The organism is Saprospira grandis DSM 2844, assembly GCF_000275825.1.
Taxonomy (GTDB): domain Bacteria; phylum Bacteroidota; class Bacteroidia; order Chitinophagales; family Saprospiraceae; genus Saprospira; species Saprospira grandis_A.
In genome coordinates, this window is sequence record NZ_JH719942.1 from 208,151 (window position 1) to 227,116 (window position 18,966).

Genomic DNA, 18,966 nt, shown 5'->3' on the forward strand with positions numbered 1-18,966 from the left:
AAATTCAGAAAAAAGCCTTAGCTTTGTTGGCTATAAATGATATTAAATTATATGTCTACAGAAAAAAATACCCCTCAGATGGAAAACCCAATTATATTGACGGATGGGGCCGTAAAACAGCTCCTTAGAATTAAGGAAAAGGAGAACATTGCCGAGGGCCATGGTTTGCGCGTGGGCGTGAAGGGTGGCGGTTGTGCTGGATTCTCTTATATTTTGGGCTTTGATGAAAAAGGCGCCGATGATGATGAATTTGTGATTAACGGCATTACGGTATTTATGGACCGGGCCCATGCAATTTACCTCCTTGGCATTGAGGTTGATTTTCAGGATGGCCTTGGCAACCGAGGATTTACCTTTAACAACCCCAATGCGGAAGAAACCTGTGGTTGTGGCACTTCTTTTTCGGCTTAATGTAAAATATTAAAGATGTAGAGGGTCTAGCGCGAAGCGTTGGGCCTTTTTTTATGCAATTTAGTTATGAGAAAAACAGCTATATTCTTTTTTTTGGCCTTGGGCCTTCTTGCTTGTCAAACAGAAAACACAGAGGTCCAAAAAGGAGCAGAATATTTTGACCTACCTGCTTATTTTAAGGCAGAAGCCCAACGCTTGAAAGAAGAAGCGCCAGCTTACCAAAAAGTGATTTGGGCAAAGGGCGAAGTAGATAGTATATCTGGAGAAACCCTAGATTGGGAAAAAGAGCTGGCCATTTTTGGTCGGGAGCAGCTGCATGAGCCAGCGGTGCGAGAAGATTACCAAAGAGATAGTGTTGCTTTAGAAAATGGCTATGAGATTCGCTATCAAAGTTTGATAGAAAAGCGTAATTTAGAGCGTTTAGTCCTTGAGTATGGTCCAAAAAAGGAGTTGCAAAGCTTGCGGTTAAGTCTAAGCCAAAACAATACGGTATATGCTGGCCAAAGCGAGCTAAGGTATTGGCCTCAAAAGGGCTATCAGTTGCATAAGGACCAAAAAGTAGTTGCTTTTGATTCGGCTCAATATCGCCTTCATCTTCATTTTCTGGCCCATTAAGTTTTTCTGTTTATGTTTCCCTTATTTCGGCAGCCCTCGGCTTTGCGCGAATCACTTTCTTATCAGCTTGGGTTTAGCCTTTTTTTGGGGCTAGTGGTGACCCTTGTGGTGCATAGCCAAATGCCCGACAGTCCGGTTTCGGCTTATCGGGAGTGGGCGGATGCGGTTATTTGTGGACTTACGGCTATTTTGGTTTTTAGTGGGCAGCTCAGCATTTTGCCTTATTTATTGGGCAATTGGTTTAGTCCGGATCGTTGGACGATTGGCCGAGATTTGTTGTTTAGTAGCTGGGTATTTTTTGTGGTGGGGCTTGTCAATTCTCTGATGCTGGTTTATTTGGGCTGGATGCAGTTTCAGTGGTCTGGTTTTTTTTGGCAGCAGTTTTTACAATTGGCTTGGGGTCTCCCTCCTATTAGTTTGATGGTCGTTTGGCGCAATCAGAAGTATGCGGCCTTAAATATGGCATGGTCCAAGCAGATTGACGAAAAAATTGAGGAGCGGGGCAGTTTGGCTTTAGGGCCTGGTCCCGAGCTGCTGCGCTTGCAAGCGGCCCAAAGGCCTTTGGGTTTGCCCGCTCCCCAAAAACGAGAGGGGCCCAAGCTGTTGGTTTATCATCAGGGGGGGGCCAAGGGCATTTTTTTAGAAGATATTTTGGCGCTTTATAGCCAAAAGGGAGAACTGGAGATTTATTGGGCCGAAGCGGGGCAGCTGGCTTATATTAAGGTACAAATGCGGCTAAAAGAAACCCAAGAGGCCTTGGCCCAACAAACTATTTTGCATCGGGTGCATCGTTTTTATTGGGCCAATTTGGCTCGAGTGACGGCCAGCGAAAGTAATGCGCGGCATATTTTGCTTTCTTTGCCGCAGTTGCCCCAAACTATTCCTGTTTCTAAAACTTACAGAAAAGCAGTACAAGCTTATTTTGAGATGGATTAGCGCTGGCAATTAAAGGGCCGAAGGCCCGCCGGCCTAGCGATGTGCAGGGGTGGCCGAAGGCCAGACCCAGGCGGCAAAGCCGCCGCAGGGCCGAGCGACCCGACCAACGGGAGCCGACGCAGCGAAGCAAGTAACAGCGAGCCCCGCAACGACAACAAGGCCTTCAGGCCGCAGTTCGACGACCGAAGGAAGTAACCGCCGACGAGCGAAGCGAGGCGACAACAAGGCTGCAAGCCGCAGTTCGACGACCAACGGGAGTAACGCCCCAAAACAGCCCTAATCTTTACAAGCATTCATTTTTTTGCTTATCATTTCTTGGCGTTCTGGCGCCATATTCATGGCTTTTTTATAGATTTTTTTGGCTGCCTTGCATTTTCCCTGAGCCGCTAAGTTTTCGGCTTGAATGAGGCAAGCCTCCCAATCTTCGGGCAAAATTTTGTACATAATATTGCTGAGCGGGCCACTAGCCGCATAATTTTTTTGGCCAAAATGGTAGCGCTCCAACCAATAGATATCGAGCAAATCCTCTTGGCTATCGTCCTTTTTGTTTTTCCAGTACCATTTTTCGAGCTTTTTAAAATCGCCTGCTTCAATTTTTTCGGCCAAATCATAGGCTAAATTGCGCTGCGGCTTCTCCAATTCCATTTTTGGATAAATGTAGGCCAGCGCAATATCGTCGGCCAATTGTAGGGAATTGCTCAAGAGCAGCACGCCCTTGCCATTGGTTTTATTGTAGGCCATAATGCTCGAGTAACTGCCCGTCAGGCCCGTATGCATGAGGATTTCGGTCTCTCTATCGGGTCGATAAATGAACCAACCGCCCTTGTAATAAAGTTTTCCTTGGCCCAAATCATCGAGGCCCGTGGGAATGGCATCCTCTACCCAACCGGGTTGAAATAAAATATTATGTTCAATTTGGTAGTTCAAAAAAGCGGCTAAATCTTCGGTCGAACTCCAAAGTCCACCGGCATAGCGACTAGGGCCAGAGAAGGCCCAATTTGCGCTCGGCAGGCCCAAATTTCGAGGCGCTACGGCGGCTGCTGTGGGGCCAAAATGCGTATTGTTCATCTTGGCTTTTTTGAAAACCGACTGCAGGAGCTGCTCATAAGTTTGGCCTGTTTGCTGCGCCACAATTTGGCCCAAGATCATATAACTCCAGTTAGAATAGGCCCATTGCCCCATTTCATAGGGCTCCCAATGCGTCAATTCCTGCCACATTTTTTCTTCGCTATAATCTTGATAGGGGTTGGCCCAATTGGCTGGCGAAAAGTCATCTGCCAAGCGCGGCAAACCCGCCTGATGCTGCAGTAAATCTAAGGGCCGAATTTCTTCTAAATAGGGATTATCTACCTTCGGGAGCAGCTCGGATAAAGGCTGCCGAAGTTTTTTGCCCAATAGATGCAAGGCCAATTCTGCTGTAAAAGTTTTGCTCAGCGAGCCAATTTCGTACTGGCTTTTTTCTGTAATTTCAGCCCCCCCAAAGTTCCGATAAGCAACTGGCCCCTCAGGATATATTAAAGCGACAGAAATGGCCGGATTTATTTTTTCTTGCTGCCGTCTCTGCATTTCTGCCTCTAAAATCTCTTCTGCTTGCGCCCAAATTGAGCCCGACAAGCCCATGAACAAGAGTAATAAACTGAGTTTTTGCATAATCTATTCGTTTTTTGTACCCTATGAAGCTAGCTTATTTTTTTGGCCCAAGAAAAATAAAATAAAAAAAGCCAACTCTTTCTGAGAGTTGGCTTTTTTGCTTAGCTAGAAAAATTCGACTTAAATGTAGTCGTAAATTTGTTCTACAGTCAAATTTTCGGCTGGAATTTTCGTAATTTCAGAAACCACTTGGTCTTTTCCGTCTTCAATTCTTAGCAAATCAGAAAACAGTTCGCCTTCTACATATTCTTTTTGCATGAAGCGAACAGCAACTTCTTCCGCATTATATTCCTGGATCAGCTCAATTTTGCTATCGGTCAATAAATATTCTACTTCATTATAAATGAGTTGGCCTTTTTCATTGTACTTGGGCTGCTGCACATCTGCCATTTGTAGGTCGGGCGCCTCCCCTTCTTCTTCCAACATCACATAATGCGCTACTTTTTTGGGCAAGTTGCTACCTTCGGCATACTCAAAACGGTGTTCGCCTTCCAGTTCATCGCCAAAAAGCTCGGTAATTTTAATTAAGCGCTCGCCTTCCCAATCCAAAAGCACATAGCTGGTGGGCTCATCAGAGGGAAAAACCTCTTGCACCACTTTAACCAATTGGCCGGTCTCATTATAAAAATAGCTATCGGTATCTTTGCCGCCTTCTTGCAGGTCAGAAAAAACAGACTGCACAATTTGGCCTGCTTCATTATAAGTAATCAACCAATGGCCAGCTTCTTCGCCATCCTGCACATTGAGCACCTCATGTTGGTTGGCTGCGGGATAATTATGCTGATATTCTTCCATCAGTTCATTATCTGGACCAAAATGGCGCACGACTTTGCTGCGGCCTGCTTCATCATAGAGCACTTCTTCGCTCAAAAATTCAATTTCTTGCTCCGCTCGTTGCATACGCGTTTTCACCTGCAATTTCTGGACGGTTTGCTTTGGGTTCTTGGGCATCAAGTCAATTGAACTAAATTCCTGCACCAAATAATTGGGATTCTTTTTTTCGCTGCTCATTTTCTAATATTAAAGATGATGATGATTTTTTTTGGGGGCCTCCGCAGCTTCGCTGCGGCGCTACGTTTCGGGGCTCGCTGTTCGCTCGGCCCTGCAGTTTTTTCGCTTCGCTCAAAAACTTTGGTCTGGCCTACGGCCCCCCCTACACATCGCTAGGCCAAGGCTCGCTTCGCTCGCCTTCTGCTGTATAAGGCGCAAAGGTAAAAGAAGTTCTTAAACAATTTGCAATTCGCTGCGGCCTTCTCCTTTTTTCTGCAATTGAATTTGGCAGGGAATTCTTTCCTTGAGCAATTCTAAGTGAGAAATTAAGCCGATGCGTTTGCCTTCATGCTCCAAACGCTCCAATAATAAGAGCGCATCGCCCAATGTTTCTTGGTCTAAGGTGGCAAAACCTTCATCTATAAATAAAGATTGCATTTGTTGTTTAGATGATAAATTAGAGAGGGCCAAAGCCAAGGCCAAGCTGCACAAAAAAGTTTCTCCGCCAGAAAGTGTAGAGAGTGGCCGCTTGGATCCGGCCTGAAAAGCATCAATGACGTTAATATTTAAGCTGTCGTAGCTTTCTTTTTCCAGTTCGTAGCGATTTTGCGCAAAACTTCTCAAATGTTGGTTGGCATAATAGAGGAGTCGCTCCAAAGAGATAGCATTGGCAATATCTCTAAACTTTTTCCCATCGGCGCTACCAATTTCATTTTTGAGTAAAATCCAGCGGTCGGTTTCTTTTTCTTGTTTTTTATGGGCCAACTGTATGCGCTTCACTTTTTTCTCCTGCTCTTTTTGTCGGTCCAATCGCTCTAAAGTACGCCCAATTTCGGCTTGTTCTTCCTTTGTTATTTTTTGCAGCCGCTCTTTTTCGGCCAAATAATCGGCTAAGGGGGCCAAATTGGGCCAATTTTCGGCTATATTTTTTGCCTGTAGCTGCAACTGCTCCGCTCGATCATCCAAACGCAATTTTTCTTGGGCCGCTTTTTCCTTGGCCTCGGCAATAGTGGCCGCTTTTTTAGCAGGCAAAAGCGCCTCTGCTAATTTTTCTAGGTTTTCAAAACCTAACTGACTGGCCAAGTCTGCTAATTTTAAACGCAATTCGGCTTCCTCTTTTTTATTGCCCTGCAATTGCTGCCCCAACTGACGCAAACCTCCCTTTAAAGCCTCTTTTTCACTTTGTAGCTGGGCCAATAAAGTTTGTGCTTTTTTCTCGGCTTTTCTCAATTGAGCCAATTGCTCGACAAATTTTTTGCGGGCTTTTTCTACCTGCAAATCGCCAAACTGCTCTTTTCGCTGCTTTTCCAGCTGCAATAAGGCCGCTTTTTCAGCCAATTGCTTTTCTTTTTGTTCCTCCCCCTCTTTTTGGCAACGCTGCAAATCTTTAGTCGCTTTTTCCCAATTCACCGCCATAATGGCCAGTTCTTGTTGCAACTTTTGCGCTTGCTCCAATAAGGCCTGATAATTTTTGTAGTCGCTTTTTAAAACAGCAATTTCTTGCTTGAGCTGTTTAGAGCTCGACAATTCTCTGCCCAATTGGGCCAAAACCAATTGCGCCTGTTGCAATATTTTTTGGTCCTGCTCTAGTTTTTCTGCCAGTTCTGCCTCCAATTGCGCCAAGCTTTCGAGCATTTTTTCTTTTTGCTGCTCTTTTTCTGCATAATTATTTTTTGTGGCCTTCTTTTTTTCGGCCAAAATAGCCCACTTATGCTGAATCTCTACTAATAATTTGAGTTGCTTTGTTTTTTGCGCTTGTTCCTCCCCAAAAAGTTGATAAAGCGCCTGCAATTCTGCTAGTTCTAAGGTTTTCAACTCTTTTTCAGACCAATTCAATTGAGGCAGGGCATCTAGTTTGGCCCACAATTGCTCTACCGATTGATTTAGGCTTTCTTTTTCCTGCGCCAATCGCTTTAAACGATCGGCCAAAACAGAACTTTTTTGTTCCAATTTGCTCTGCGCCGATTGAATTTCTTGCTGTTTTGCTTGTAAATCGGCCAAACGCTGCTGTTCTTCCTGCAATTCTTTTTGCTTACCTTCTTGGTCAAAGGCTTCATGCGCATGCGGATGTTCAGTAGATCCACAAAGGGCACAGGCTTTTCCCTCTTCTAAATATTGGCGATATTGGGCCGCCCCCATTTGTTGCTTGAGCAATTCACAAAGGCGTTCTTGAGAAGCAATATGTTTTTGCAGATCGGTCAAACGCTCTTTGTTTCTGGCCTCATTTTCTTGCAGGGGCTGCCATTCTTCTTCATTTTTTGTTTTCTCGGCCAAAGTTTTGGCCAGTTGCTCTTCCGCTTGCTGAATCCCCTTGCGCAAATTGATATGTTCTTGCCAAGGCCTCTCAATTTCTTGGGCCTGAGCCAAATCTTTTTCCAAAAGCGTCTTTTTGGGAAGCAGCTCCGCTAAACTTAGTTCTTCTTTGGCCAATGCTTCTGAAAGGGCTTGCTCTTCCTTAGCTTCTTCGGCTAATTTATTTTTAAGCTGCTCTAGTTGTTGCTCTAAGTCTTTTTTGGCCTTTTTTTGTTTTTTTTCTTCGGCTCGCTGGGCATTTCCGGCCTTATGCAATTGCTCAACTTCTTGGGCCAAGGCCTGCAATTGTTCAATAATTTCTGGACTATCGGCCAAGGCGGCCTGTTCTTTTTGGGCCAAGGCTATAGTGGCGGCTTTTTGCTCGCTTTTTTCTTTTTGCTTGGCCAATTGGGCCTGTTCGGCGGCTTGTTTTTTTTCTTGGACCAATATTTTTTCTAGGGCTGCTTCTGTTTCGGCCAATTTTTTTTGCGCAAATTTAATTTCCTGATCCAAACGTTCACAAGCCTGCCATTGCGCCTGCAAATCATTTTCTTGGGCTTCTTCTTCGGCTAGTTTTTGGGCCAGTTCTTTTAAAACAATGGCTTCTTTGGCCCAAGCTTTTTCTTTTCTGGCCAATTGCTGTTCATCTTTTGTTTGTTGGACCAAAAGCGCCTTAATCTCTGTCTCCAATTGGCTTAAGCGCTTCAATTCGCCCCCAGCTTTTTCGGCCTTTTGGTGTTGGGCCAATAAAAAATGTTCTGGCTCTTGGGCTGCCCAATTTTTGGCCCAAGCTGCTTTTTGTTGCTGCAATTCGACCAAGGCGGTTTCGCATTCTTTTTTTTGCTCGGCCAATTTAATTTGTCCCTCTAGTTCCTTTACTTTTTGCTGCCGCTCTTCTTCTTCGGCCTTTTTTTGGACCAAAGCCGTTTCTAGGGCCAATAATTCTTCTGCCGACAATAAATCAACGGCCTGCAATTGCTTTTCTAATTCTTCTAGCTTTTCTTTTTCCTCTTTTGCCTTTTGAAATGCGGCTTTAGAAATTTCGCTATACTGCTCTGCAGAGGTAATGCGGGCCAAAATATCTGAGCGATTTTCTTTATCGCGCAAAAAGGCAATAAAATCGCCCTGGGCCAAAAGCACCGAGCGACAAAAGCCATCAAAACCCAATCCATCCAAAAGTTCTTCTATTTTTTTATGGAAATCTCTTTTTTTGGTGGCTAAAATGGGCTGCTCTTTTTCCGTAATTACTTGCACTAATCGTTGCTTGGGCCGCTCTACTTTTCCATTTCTATTGATGCGCAGCATCCACTCCGCTCTATAAACTTGGCCCTTGACCGAAAACTCTAAGGCCGAAAAAGCATTTTTTTGCCCTTTAGAAATCATATTGCTTTCTTTTCCGTGGTCGCTTCCTTGCGTACCACTAAAACGGGCCGCTTTTCCATAAAGCGCCAAAGTCATGGCATCTAATAAAGTTGTTTTTCCAGAGCCTGTTGGTCCAGCAATTAAAAAAAGACTGTGCTCTTTTAAGGGCGCCGCTTCAAAATCAATGCAAATGGGCTCTTCGGCTTGTAAAGAGTTAATATTTTGGATATAGAGTTTTCGGATCTTCATGTACAACTTGGCTAAATAAAATAGAATGTTCCAAGTTACGGACTTTCGCTTGTGGAGAAAAACTGTAGCGGTATTAAAAAGCTTTGTTTTTTTGAAGTTTTTTTGGGGCTGCCCCTGCGCTTCGCTTGGGTCGGGCTATGTCGCAGCTCGCAGGTCTGCTCGGCCCTGCGTTTTTTTTCGCTGCGCTCAAAAAAACTGGGTCTGGCCTTCGGCCACTGCTATCTATCCCTCAGCCAAATAGAAGCTCTGCGCTTCGGCCAGCCTTTGATAAAAATTTTAAGCTAGTCAAGGCATTTTTTAAAGGCATAGCCGTAGCTATGGCTGAAAAAAATAACGATGAATGGCTGGAAATTAAATCAAAGGATAGAAGTGGCAGGGCTTTTATTTGGCCTTTGCCGCTCATCTAATTTTTTTAGTCCATTATTTTTCTTCAGCGGTTGGAGGTGGTTGTTGTTTTGTCACTAAAAATTCAGGGATAAAAAATAACTGCTATTTGTTCGGCCCTGGGCTGAAGCCCAGGGTTGCTAACTTGAGCGAACTGACGGAGAAAGTCCTTGTTCGCTTTTTGGGGGCGGTTGTTTTTTTCTTAGTGGTTTTGAATTCATTAGTTTTTCCGCCGAAGGAAAAATTGTGGTAAAAAATCCATTCATCGCCATTCGGCCAGTTTTTTTACCCCATTACTAATTGAAAGCCGCTATTTGAAAGGGGAATTTAAGGCCGAAGAAAAAAGCCCAGAGAAAAAAGACCGATGAGCGGCCTAGCGATGGGGAGCAGTGCGGCGCAGCCGCAGACCAAGCAAAAAACTTGTTTTTTTGCGCAGGGCCGAGCAGACCTGCGAGCTGTGGACCGTAGCGCCGACGAGCGAAGCGAGGCGGAGGCCCCAAAAAAATCAAAAGCAGTTTGCCAAGGCGAAAAATTATTTTTTCCTAAAGTTCATTATCTTGAACCAACTGCAAGATTATGGAAGAAAACAATAACCAGAAACAAAAAATCACTCTTTTTTTGAGCGAGACCAAAGAAGCCCTCTCTTTGGCTCCCAAAGCTTTTGCCTCGGGTGGCGAAGGCAGCTTATTTCGCATTTTATCGCCAGAAAAGTATAGTGATCGGGTAGCAAAAATTTATCATCCGCATAAAAGGACGGCCGAAAAATTGGCCAAATTGGAGCTCTTGATAAAAGATCCTTTGGGCCAAGGAGAAGAAGGAATTGCGCCCAGTTTTATTTGGCCCCAAGCCATTTTGCAAAATGAAAAAGAGGAGCAAATTGGCGTCATGATGCCGCTGGCCCAAGGAAAAAAACTAGAATTACTTTGCTTGCCCAAATTGCCCAAAAAAATTGATGGGGCCTGGAAGCGCTTGGCTTTTGATCGGGAAGGTAACCAAAAACTTCGGTTGAAAATTGCCTTTAATTTGGCCAATGCACTTAGACAACTGCAGTCGAAAAAAAAATATGTGCTGGTCGATCTAAAAGCCGAAAATATTTTGGTCCAACCCAATGGACAAATTGCTATTGTGGATGTCGATTCGCTGCAAATTTCTGATGGCGAGCAGTTTTTTAAGGCCGCCGTGGCCACTCCTGAATATTCTGCCCCCGAATATTATCAATTGCCAAAAATAAAACGCTTTGATCATAGTTGGGATAATTTTGCCTTGGCCGTTATCCTCTACAAATTATTTTTAGGAATTCATCCCTTTGCCGCCTCGGCCAAAGGAGAATATGCCAAGCGCGTCAGTTTGCATGAAAAAATTGAGGCCAGATTATATGTGCATCATCCAAAAGCCAAAGAATGGCTGCAATTTTTGCCGCCTCCGCATGAAAAATACCATGAGCTTCCGCAGGGGCTGCAAAATTTATTGGCTAAAACTTTTGTAGAAGGGCTAGATCAGCCAGAAAAAAGAGCGAGTCCGGAAGATTTCTGCGAGCAACTGCTTGAAGAAATTAGAGACTGGGCCTTCCTCTTTAATTTTGAGGCCCAAAAAGGAGAAGAAAAAATAAAACGGCTCGAATTAGCCGCCAAAGAAATTAAACCGCCAGAAGAAGAACTAGAAGAGCTGCATTTATTTCCCCCTACTTATCAAAAAATCTTTTCGCAGAAGGGTAGTTTTTTAGGCGAGGAAACACTGACCTCCCCTTCGGGTTGCCTCAATCTTTTGGGTTACATTAGTTACCTCCCTTTTATTGGCTTGTTGGTGGTCAGTTTGATTCATCTTGTTTTAGCTTTTGATGGCTGGCTCTATTTAATGGGCAGTTTGATTAGCGCTTTTTTTATTTATGTTTTTGCCGAAACCTTGGCCAAAAACAAAAGTGCTATTTGGAACCGTTTTTTTTCTTTTAGTGGAAAAGCAGGCGCTTTGGGCCTCATTCTTTGGAGCCTTAGTTTTTTTTCGATGCCTGGATTTTATAGTCTTAACGATCTTTACGATCTTATTTATTGGAGTATTTGGACCGCCAGCAGCTTTGCGCTAGCCAAAATTTTAATTTCTCAAGAAAGTCATAAAGGAGCCTTGCAAGAAAATGCGGGCGTTTTGCTTCAAGCTACGGCACTGGGCCTTGCGGTATATATTGTTTTTTATGTCTTTGATTATAGCTTTGCTTATTTCACCAGCGACAGCTCCATTTTATTTTCAGAACTTTTAACTATTCTTGCGCCCTATTTTATTTTTGCGGTCATTGGCTACCTTTTAGGCTGGCGATTGAAAAAAGCCTCGACCAAAGGACTGCCCAGTCCAGTCCAACTCATTAACGACTACAATAAAAAATTACTAGACCTACAAAAGCATTATAATTTGGCCGAAGAACAGCTCATTGATTTTGCCGTTGGCTATAAAGAAAGTGCTCAGCTTTATTTTGACGATTGGTTTAACAAACGACTGAAAACAGCTACACATTTTTTACGGGATTATGAACAATTGTTGCAAGCACAAGCTGCCGCTCGAAAAGAGAGCGAAACTTTTTTGCTGCAATCGGCCCATCATCTTCATCCTATTTTTAAGGGCATGCGCTCTTTTTCGCAAGTCAGTCAAAAAATGAAACTTTTAGCCAGTCAGGCAAAAAAAGAGGAAGTTAGAGAGATCAAAAACGAACTGATTCGCCTTTTGCATCAGTCGCAGGCCATCTATATTAACTACTTGCAAGGAAAACAACCCTATTATAAAGTAGCCGAAAAAAAACTAAGTAATTTTGAAGCCGAGCTCGAAAATGACTACCAAAAAGAAAAGGAAAAACATTTTGCCGCCGCTAGTGAGGGCTTTGAAGAAATAGAACTAGAGGAGAAACTATCGTTAAATGATTTTTTAAAGCAACTGCATGAATTAAAGGCCGAAAAAGAAGCTTTGCTCCCATTAGAGCATAAAGATTAGCTTTGTTTTTCAGGCAACTGCTAATTGAAAGCCGCTATTTGAAAGGGGGAATTTAGGGCCGAAGAAAAAAGCCCAGAGAAAAAAGACCGATGAGCGGCCACAACAAGCCCTTTAGGCCGCAGTTCGACGACCAAAGGGAGTAACCGCCGACGAGCGAAGCGAGGCGGAGGCCCCAAAAAACTATTCCTCCGCCCAGTTTTTCACCTGCCTAAAGATCTCTTGCTGCCAAGCCCTTATATTTTTATCGTGGGGAATAGAAACGCCTAAAACACTACAGTCTTTTGCCCCCGCATTTTTTTGTGGCTGAAAAAAACCTGCTTTAGAAGCTCCATTTGGGTGAATTAAAGCCGCTTTTTGGCCCTCATAATAATCTAGATAGACATAAAGTTGCCGTAAATCATGCGGAGAAGGCTTTTTTTGGTCCAATCGCTTCCATTTGCAGTCTAAAACATACTTTTTGTTGTTGAGCTGCAAAATGATGTCGGGCTTCATGTAAACAGATGAATTTTGATCCGAAAATTGCCAAAACTTTTTTCGCGGCTCGGCCCAAATGCGATCAGTAGGACCCAATTGTTTTTTTAGACTCTTAAAAATAAAGCGCTCCCAAAGAGCATTCATATCAAACATTAGGGCCAAAACTTCTTGCTGCCCCCGCTGCAAATCGGGATGATAATGCAATAATAATAGCTGCGCAATGGCCAGCGCCCGCCGATAATGTTCATTGTTGCGATGAAAAGAAATTTTTTGAAAACTGGCCTCCGAAATAAAAAGATCGGGCATGGGCGGAAAATCAAGCAATAGCGAGCCAATTTTACTCTTCAAATTTGCCTCTCGATTGATTTTGCCCAATAAAATCAAAGCTTTGTACAAAATCTGATGGATCAAATGCTCCTTATTATATTGACTATGGCGAACGTAAAAGCGCTGCTGCTGACAAACATTTTTTTGAAGCTGCTTGGCAAAAATTAACTTTCCTTTTAATGCCGTTTGATTTCGCTCCACTTTTTTATAGCGCTTAATCAATCCTCTATGCAATAAATACTGCAACTCTTTGATGTATAAATCAAAGTAAAGCGATAAAATTGCATTGGGTTTGAGTTTCAACTGGCTGCTACTGGGCGTTTGAATGGGCAAACTATCCACAGCACGCAAAATATCAATCAACATTTTTCGCCAGTGATTTTTATCCGCTGATTTATCGGCCTTGGGCAAAATTTCAATGCTAAAATCAGCCAGTTGCAAAACACCTACCTGCTCGCAAAACTTGACATATTTATGGCCCAAAGAAAAATAAGGATGACCGCCCCGCTCATGAAAAACTTGTAGTTGCTCCAACTGCTTTTTCGTCAAGCCATTTTCGCCCAAATACAACTTTTCATGCTCATAAACAGTAAATTGCTTGTTCATAAGGCCTTATTTTATGCTTCTTTTTCTAGCCCAAGCTGCGCCAAAGCCATTTCCAAATCTATTTCTGTCCAAGGGATCAACTGAAAACGTTCCTCTTCCATCAAGGGCTCATAATCCATAGCGGCAAAAATTTGGGTTTCTTCTTCTTTACGGACAAATCCCTGGCCCAAAACCAACCCAATTTTTCCAAAGTCGCCATAAAAATACTCTTGCAAAAGCGGCAGAATTTTATGCTGAAAGACCAAGGCCAATTCTTTTTCTGGCGCTTCCGCATTTTTTATATGCAAAAAATAACTGTGGCCAATCAAATGATCTTTAGACAGTAGTCGCTCTATCCGTTGGTTGATGGTCCATAGCAATTTTTCCATCGCATAGCCATAAACCAAAATATTTTCGAGCAATTCTGGACGAGCTGGCATTTCCACAAAACTAAATCTTCTGCGCAAAGCAGCATCCAAAGCTTCTACCGAGCGGTCGGCTGTGTTCATCGTTCCAATAATGTATAAATTGGGCGGCACCGAAAATTCGTCTTTGCTATAGGGCAAGACAATTTCTAGGCTTTCTTTTTGGCCCAAACGTTTATCTTCTTCCAATAAAGTGATGAGTTCGCCCAAAATTTCTGAAATATTCCCGCGGTTAATTTCATCAATAATGAGGACGTAGTTTTTTGGCGCCTCTATTTTTGAATCCGTAGCATATTGCTCTAAGGTATTCAAAATGGATTGATAATAAATCCCCAATCCTTCTTTTAAATTAAAGTCTCGCTCGCCGGTAAATATTTCTTTTAGCGTGGCTAGCCTCAAATAATGTGTTCGGCTACCACTAGCTTTTTCAAAATGAATCCGCCCCTGTTCCTGATCGATCGCATAAATTTGAAATTCTGAATTTGCTCGACGTAAAGAAAACGCCATATTTGGATTGGCCTCCCAAGCGGCCAAAAAATTTGCATAGACAGTATCAAAACTACTTTTAGTATGCAGGCGATTTTCGCCCAAGTAATTTTGCGCAGCAAGTTGGGCCAACTGCTTAAAAATACCGGCCTTAATTTCATAGGATAAACTTCCCTCGCTTTCTTCTTCCAATACAGGCTTGATCCCCTCTACAAAATCTTCATAGCTCATACTTTGATGAAAAGTAGTGAACTGAATTTGCCCCAACTTTTTGTACTGCGCATAAGCCGCCCGCAAAATTTCTCGGCCAGTCTTAAAAGGTTCTTCTAAATTTAAATTGGAAAAAATCTGCTGGGCTTTTTCTAAGTTATTGTCCTTTTCTATTGCGTTTAGCTCCTCCAAATCTACTCCCGCCAAAATAGCCAGCGCATAATTGATGCTGTTGTAGGTTTTTCCAGTGCCGGGAGGGCCAAAAAGAATTTGGTTGTTGGGGAATAAGCGAGAACATAAATCCTTAGTAGCATATACTTCTGGAGGTTCTTCTAAAGCATTTTTTTTAGTGTGTCCTTCCCAAAGGGCTATTGCTTTGCTAATAATATCAGACTTATTAACGCCTACTATTCCTTTCTGAACGTTATACGTAAACTTATTATCACTTAATTCAATAATTTTAGCCGGTGAATAATATGCGTAATCATCATAACCTATCTTATTATCTTCTAAGGGTTTCTGTAAGTTCTTATTAGCAGTAACAACCTTACTATTCTCAAGAACTTCTGCTAGCCCTATAACAGTATATCCATCTGTTAAAAGAACTAAATCCCCTTTTCTATGCTGATTATCAATATTACCCAATACAATTTTCTGCTCTTTTAACATCTCAAAAAAAAGGGGCTGTCCTTTTCCCCAACGGCATCCTAGTTTCCAAACTCTTCCTGTCATAACTTAATTATTATGGGTTGCAAAAAAACAAAACTTTATATGTAACTATAACATAGTTTATGTATAGGCTCTAAAATTATCACAATTTCTTACAATCGTACTTTAAAATAATATTTTTTCTGTTTTTTTTTGGGGCTGCCCCTGCGCTTCGCTTGGGTCGGGCTATGTCGCAGCTCGCAGGTCTGCTCGGCCCTGCGTTTTTTTTCGCTGCGCTCAAAAAAACTGGGTCTGGCCTTCGGCCACTGCTATCTATCCCTCAGCCAAATAGAAGCTCTGCGCTTCGGCCAGCCTTTGATAAAAGTTTTAAGCTAGTCAAGGCATTTTTTAAAGGCATAGCCGTAGCTATGGCTGAAAAAAATAACGATGAATGGCTGGAAATTAAATCAAAGGATAGAAGTGGCAGGGCTTTTATTTGGCCTTTGCCGCTCATCTAATTTTTTCAGGCCATTATTTTTCTTCGGCGGTTTTGGTTTTGTTTTTTTTCTTGGAGCTAAAATGTTTCCCATTTCCCAGCAAACAAGGGCTTCAGCCCGCTCTTTGCATAGATCCACAACCATGGGCTTCAGCCCATGGCGGTAAAATAATTCCACAAAAAAATTCAGGGATAAAAACGATGGCTATTATTTCTGCCCCATAAATTTCATAGAAACCCTAGGGCCAAGGCTAAGAAAAAAATTGTCATCCCCTCATTCGAGGGGATTTTTCTTTGCGGTTGTGGTTTGGCGGCTATTTTTTTCTTGGTGGTTTTGGATCCATTGTTTTTCGCCGAGAAAAAAAATCCATTCATCGCCTAGGGACAAGCCCCCAGGCTAAGTTTTTTTATCAACCCTCTAAAGAGGGCCTCTTTTTATTTTGTTGTTTTTCAGGCAACTGCTAATTGAAAGCCGCTATTTGAAAGGGAATTTGGGGCCGAAGAAAAAAGCCCCGAGAAAAAACTAAGGTTGTGCGGCCTAGCGATGCGGCGGGGTGGCCGCAGGCCAGACCAAGTTTTTTGAGCACAGCGAAAAAAACGAAGGGCCGAGCAGACCTGCGAGCCCCAAAGCGACAACAAGCCCTTTAGGGCGCAGTTCGACGACCAAAGGGAGTAACCGCCGCAAGGCGAAGCCGCAGCGGAGGCCCCAAAAAACTATTCATCTGAATAATTATCAATTACCATTTCCCCCCAATCAATGATAGCATTGATGAGCGGGACAAGAGTTTCTCCGAACTCAGTTAAGGAGTATTCTACCTTTAATGGTGGTTTAGAAGTATATACTTTGCGGTTTATCACTCCTGCTTCTTGCAAAGCTTTTAATTGAAGGCTAAGCGTGCGTTCAGTTACTCCTTTCATTTTTTTTCGTAATTCGCTATACCGCAATGTCCCATCAATAGTTAAATGTGCAAGAATAACCGTTTTCCATTTTCCGCCAATAATTCCCATCGTAACACTTGTACAGCAGGGGTATTCTACGCCTTTCACTTTATACATATTGCCTCTTTTTTTTAAAAAAATTTGATACTATCCTTTTTGACCGTTATTGCAAAGATAGCAAACTATACTTACATTTGTTACTATAAAAATTATAGTTGCTATTGGCTAGTAAAATAGTATAGTTTTTTTTAAATCTAGCTTGTTGAGCACTAAGCGAGAATAATTATCTAATTGAGGTCAATTAAAAATTGGCGTAACAAAATAAAAGTAGACTAATGGATATTATTAAGGCAGTAAATTGGAGATATTCAACCAAAGAGTTTGATCCTGAGAAAAAAATCGCTCAGGAAGATGTTGAAAAGATTAAAGCGCTTCTGAGAATGAGTCCTTCAAGCACAAATATTCAGCCTTGGCATTTTATTATTGCGGATAATGAAGAGGGGAAAAAACGTATTGCTAAAGGAACTCAAGGCTTTTTTCAATTTAATGAGAAGAAGGTCCTGGATGCCTCACATGTAATTCTTTTTTGCTCAAGAACGGATGCAGATGATCAGTTCATGACTAAAGTGCTAGAACAAGAAGATAAGGATGGGCGCTTCCCGAATGAAGAGATTAAAAATATGGTAGATGGCGCGCGAAGATACTTTGCAGATTTGCACCGCTATGATTTCAAAGATTTTCAGCATTGGATGGAAAAGCAAGTCTATTTGAATATGGGAAATCTTTTATTGGGAGCTGCTGCTATGGAAATTGACAGCCTTCCTATGGAAGGATTTGACTTAAAAGCTCTTGATGAAGAGTTTTCTTTACGCGAAAAAGGATATACTTCTGTCGCAGTTATTGCTCTAGGGTACAGATCTTCAAGCGATTTCAATGCAACAACACCTAAATCAAGACTGGCATCAGAAGATATTATAACTATGGTCTAATAAAATACCGACAACAAAAAATATCTTGATCGTAGCTGAGGATTTTAATCCTTGGCTACTTTTTTTGTGCTAGTCTCCAGCCGTTATTCTAGCTGCATTAGTTTTTACTCCCCGATAAAATCAAATTGATTTTTCTGCTCTTTGCTAATTGAAAGCCGCTATTTGAAAGGGGGAGTTGGGGCCGAAGAAAAAAGCCCAGAGAAAAAACTAAGGCTGTGCAAAAAAGGGGAGCGAAGCGAGCCTTTTGGCCTAGCGATGGGAAGCAGTGCGGCGAAGCCGCAGACCAAGCAAAAAAACTTGTTTTTTTGCGCAGGGCCGAGCAGACCTGCGAGCTGCGGACCGTAGCGCCGACGAGCGAAGCGAGGCGGAGGCCCCAAAAAGAACAAAAAAAAAGCTGCCGATAAAAATCGACAGCTTTGAAAATTAGGCTCTAAATTTAGAGCGGCATATTGCCATGTTTTTTTCGGGGACGAACGTCCACCTTATTTTCTAGCATTTTGAAAGCTTTAATCAAGCGTTCGCGGCTAGTAGAAGGTTCAATCACGGCATCGATAAAGCCGCGAGCGGCGGCGCGATAAGGATTGGCAAATTTTTCGGCGTATTCTGCTTCTTTTTCGGCCAATTTGGCGGCGCTATCATCGGCGGCCATAATTTCTCGGCGGAAAATAATTTCTGAAGCGCCTTTAGCGCCCATCACTGCAATTTCTGCAGAAGGCCAAGCAAAATTTAAATCGGCGCCAATATGTTTAGAGTTCATCACATCATAGGCTCCGCCATAGGCTTTGCGAGTAATGACCGTGATGCGGGGAACGGTGGCCTCACAGAAGGCATAAAGTAATTTGGCCCCATTGCTAATGATGCCGTTCCATTCTTGATCGGTGCCAGGCAAAAAGCCAGGAACATCTTCCAGAACCAAAATGGGAATATTAAAAGCATCGCAAGTACGCACAAAACGAGCGCCTTTTTTCGAGCAATCTACATCCAAGCAACCCGCCAACACCATGGGGTTATTGGCCAAAACGCCAATACTTCTGCCGCCAAGGCGAGCAAAACCGACCACGATATTTTCTGCATACTCTTTATTGACTGCCCTTACCCCCAAAATTAGGACAGTAGTTTAAGGTGGAAAAATGAAAGAAAAAAGTCGTATAATGAAGCACTAAATTACAAAAGAGATGAGAAAGAAACGTCGTAATTTCAGTTCTAAATTTAAGGCAAAAGTAGCCTTAGAAGCGCTAAAAGATCAATTGACCTTGGCAGAATTAGCGACAAAATACGAGCTACATGCAAATCAAATATCGGCCTGGAAGAAAGAGCTTTTAGCCAATAGTTTTTTGTCTTTATGAAAAAAAGCGAGGCCCCAAAGTGGATGCTGATGAAGAAAAAGAAGCCCGTTTATATGAGCAAATAGGCAAGTTGCAGTTTGAGCTGGACTGGCTTAAAAAATATAGGGGAATGTGATGAAGCGTTAAGACTGAGCCAAATAGCAGTATTAGAAGGACTTAGCATAGCTCGGCAATGTGAG

Annotated in this window: 13 protein-coding genes and 1 pseudogene; 7 read left to right on the plus strand and 7 right to left on the minus strand. The window is 42.7% G+C overall.

Annotated elements, in window-relative coordinates:
• The first annotated feature begins 51 nt into the window (after window positions 1–51).
• From SAPGRDRAFT_RS01150 to SAPGRDRAFT_RS01160, 3 genes are all read left to right on the plus strand, one after another.
• On the plus strand, window positions 52–411 hold the full coding sequence (locus SAPGRDRAFT_RS01150; protein ID WP_037349648.1) for a HesB/IscA family protein: 360 nt from the start codon (window positions 52–54) through the stop codon (window positions 409–411).
• 66 nt (window positions 412–477) lie between these two features.
• A complete protein-coding gene (locus SAPGRDRAFT_RS01155; protein WP_002656506.1) occupies window positions 478–1,026 on the plus strand; it encodes a hypothetical protein in 549 nt (182 codons plus the stop codon).
• Between the two features lie 12 nt (window positions 1,027–1,038).
• The gene (locus tag SAPGRDRAFT_RS01160; protein WP_002656508.1) at window positions 1,039–1,962 is read left to right on the plus strand and encodes a LytTR family DNA-binding domain-containing protein; all 924 of its coding nucleotides are present in this window, start codon (window positions 1,039–1,041) and stop codon (window positions 1,960–1,962) included.
• A 276-nt stretch (window positions 1,963–2,238) separates the two neighbouring features.
• Here SAPGRDRAFT_RS01160 and SAPGRDRAFT_RS01165 read toward each other — a convergent pair whose 3' ends face one another.
• From SAPGRDRAFT_RS01165 to SAPGRDRAFT_RS01175, 3 genes are all read right to left on the minus strand, one after another.
• Window positions 2,239–3,612, minus strand: coding sequence for a serine hydrolase domain-containing protein (locus SAPGRDRAFT_RS01165; protein ID WP_002656509.1), 1,374 nt, complete (start codon window positions 3,610–3,612; stop codon window positions 2,239–2,241).
• A gap of 120 nt (window positions 3,613–3,732) precedes the next feature.
• Window positions 3,733–4,623, minus strand: a complete 891-nt coding sequence (locus tag SAPGRDRAFT_RS01170) for a hypothetical protein (protein WP_002656510.1) — start codon at window positions 4,621–4,623, stop codon at window positions 3,733–3,735.
• Window positions 4,624–4,836: 213 nt separating this feature from the next.
• Window positions 4,837–8,505, minus strand: coding sequence for an SbcC/MukB-like Walker B domain-containing protein (locus SAPGRDRAFT_RS01175; protein ID WP_002656512.1), 3,669 nt, complete (start codon window positions 8,503–8,505; stop codon window positions 4,837–4,839).
• 1,002 nt (window positions 8,506–9,507) lie between these two features.
• Here SAPGRDRAFT_RS01175 and SAPGRDRAFT_RS19760 point away from each other — a divergent pair.
• The gene (locus SAPGRDRAFT_RS19760; protein ID WP_253271240.1) at window positions 9,508–11,862 is read left to right on the plus strand and encodes a protein kinase domain-containing protein; all 2,355 of its coding nucleotides are present in this window, start codon (window positions 9,508–9,510) and stop codon (window positions 11,860–11,862) included.
• Window positions 11,863–12,042: 180 nt separating this feature from the next.
• Here the strand turns inward: SAPGRDRAFT_RS19760 and SAPGRDRAFT_RS01190 are convergent, their stop codons facing one another.
• Window positions 12,043–13,269, minus strand: coding sequence for an McrC family protein (locus SAPGRDRAFT_RS01190; protein WP_002656518.1), 1,227 nt, complete (start codon window positions 13,267–13,269; stop codon window positions 12,043–12,045).
• Window positions 13,270–13,280: 11 nt separating this feature from the next.
• On the minus strand, window positions 13,281–15,101 hold the full coding sequence (locus SAPGRDRAFT_RS01195) for an McrB family protein (RefSeq protein WP_002656520.1): 1,821 nt from the start codon (window positions 15,099–15,101) through the stop codon (window positions 13,281–13,283).
• A gap of 363 nt (window positions 15,102–15,464) precedes the next feature.
• Here SAPGRDRAFT_RS01195 and SAPGRDRAFT_RS22775 point away from each other — a divergent pair, with 363 nt between their 5' ends.
• Entirely contained in the window at window positions 15,465–15,680 is a 216-nt protein-coding gene (locus SAPGRDRAFT_RS22775; RefSeq protein ID WP_156001789.1) for a hypothetical protein, read from the plus strand.
• A 547-nt stretch (window positions 15,681–16,227) separates the two neighbouring features.
• Here SAPGRDRAFT_RS22775 and SAPGRDRAFT_RS01215 read toward each other — a convergent pair.
• The gene (locus SAPGRDRAFT_RS01215) at window positions 16,228–16,569 is read right to left on the minus strand and encodes a winged helix-turn-helix transcriptional regulator (RefSeq protein WP_002656524.1); all 342 of its coding nucleotides are present in this window, start codon (window positions 16,567–16,569) and stop codon (window positions 16,228–16,230) included.
• 218 nt (window positions 16,570–16,787) lie between these two features.
• Between SAPGRDRAFT_RS01215 and SAPGRDRAFT_RS01220 the strand changes: the two genes are divergently transcribed.
• Window positions 16,788–17,441 (plus strand): oxygen-insensitive NAD(P)H-dependent nitroreductase NfsB, encoded by a 654-nt coding sequence (locus SAPGRDRAFT_RS01220; protein WP_002656526.1) that lies wholly within the window; start codon window positions 16,788–16,790, stop codon window positions 17,439–17,441.
• A gap of 436 nt (window positions 17,442–17,877) precedes the next feature.
• Here the strand turns inward: SAPGRDRAFT_RS01220 and SAPGRDRAFT_RS01230 are convergent.
• Window positions 17,878–18,528: pseudogene (locus tag SAPGRDRAFT_RS01230) on the minus strand (carboxyl transferase domain-containing protein); the annotation flags it as partial.
• An 88-nt stretch (window positions 18,529–18,616) separates the two neighbouring features.
• Here SAPGRDRAFT_RS01230 and SAPGRDRAFT_RS22780 point away from each other — a divergent pair.
• Window positions 18,617–18,787 (plus strand): transposase, encoded by a 171-nt coding sequence (locus SAPGRDRAFT_RS22780; protein ID WP_156001791.1) that lies wholly within the window; start codon window positions 18,617–18,619, stop codon window positions 18,785–18,787.
• Window positions 18,788–18,966 lie beyond the last annotated feature (179 nt).

What these genes read in the sequence shown, in the direction of transcription:
- SAPGRDRAFT_RS01150 (WP_037349648.1), top strand. Translation starts at nt 52, where the DNA reads ATGTCTACAGAAAAAAATACCCCTCAGATGGAAAACCCAATTATATTG.
- SAPGRDRAFT_RS01155 (WP_002656506.1), top strand. Translation starts at nt 478, where the DNA reads ATGAGAAAAACAGCTATATTCTTTTTTTTGGCCTTGGGCCTTCTTGCT.
- SAPGRDRAFT_RS01160 (WP_002656508.1), top strand. Translation starts at nt 1,039, where the DNA reads ATGTTTCCCTTATTTCGGCAGCCCTCGGCTTTGCGCGAATCACTTTCT.
- SAPGRDRAFT_RS01165 (WP_002656509.1), bottom strand. Translation starts at nt 3,612, where the DNA reads ATGCAAAAACTCAGTTTATTACTCTTGTTCATGGGCTTGTCGGGCTCA.
- SAPGRDRAFT_RS01170 (WP_002656510.1), bottom strand. Translation starts at nt 4,623, where the DNA reads ATGAGCAGCGAAAAAAAGAATCCCAATTATTTGGTGCAGGAATTTAGT.
- SAPGRDRAFT_RS01175 (WP_002656512.1), bottom strand. Translation starts at nt 8,505, where the DNA reads ATGAAGATCCGAAAACTCTATATCCAAAATATTAACTCTTTACAAGCC.
- SAPGRDRAFT_RS01190 (WP_002656518.1), bottom strand. Translation starts at nt 13,269, where the DNA reads ATGAACAAGCAATTTACTGTTTATGAGCATGAAAAGTTGTATTTGGGC.
- SAPGRDRAFT_RS01195 (WP_002656520.1), bottom strand. Translation starts at nt 15,101, where the DNA reads ATGACAGGAAGAGTTTGGAAACTAGGATGCCGTTGGGGAAAAGGACAG.
- SAPGRDRAFT_RS22775 (WP_156001789.1), top strand. Translation starts at nt 15,465, where the DNA reads ATGAATGGCTGGAAATTAAATCAAAGGATAGAAGTGGCAGGGCTTTTA.
- SAPGRDRAFT_RS01215 (WP_002656524.1), bottom strand. Translation starts at nt 16,569, where the DNA reads ATGTATAAAGTGAAAGGCGTAGAATACCCCTGCTGTACAAGTGTTACG.
- SAPGRDRAFT_RS01220 (WP_002656526.1), top strand. Translation starts at nt 16,788, where the DNA reads ATGGATATTATTAAGGCAGTAAATTGGAGATATTCAACCAAAGAGTTT.
- SAPGRDRAFT_RS22780 (WP_156001791.1), top strand. Translation starts at nt 18,617, where the DNA reads ATGAGAAAGAAACGTCGTAATTTCAGTTCTAAATTTAAGGCAAAAGTA.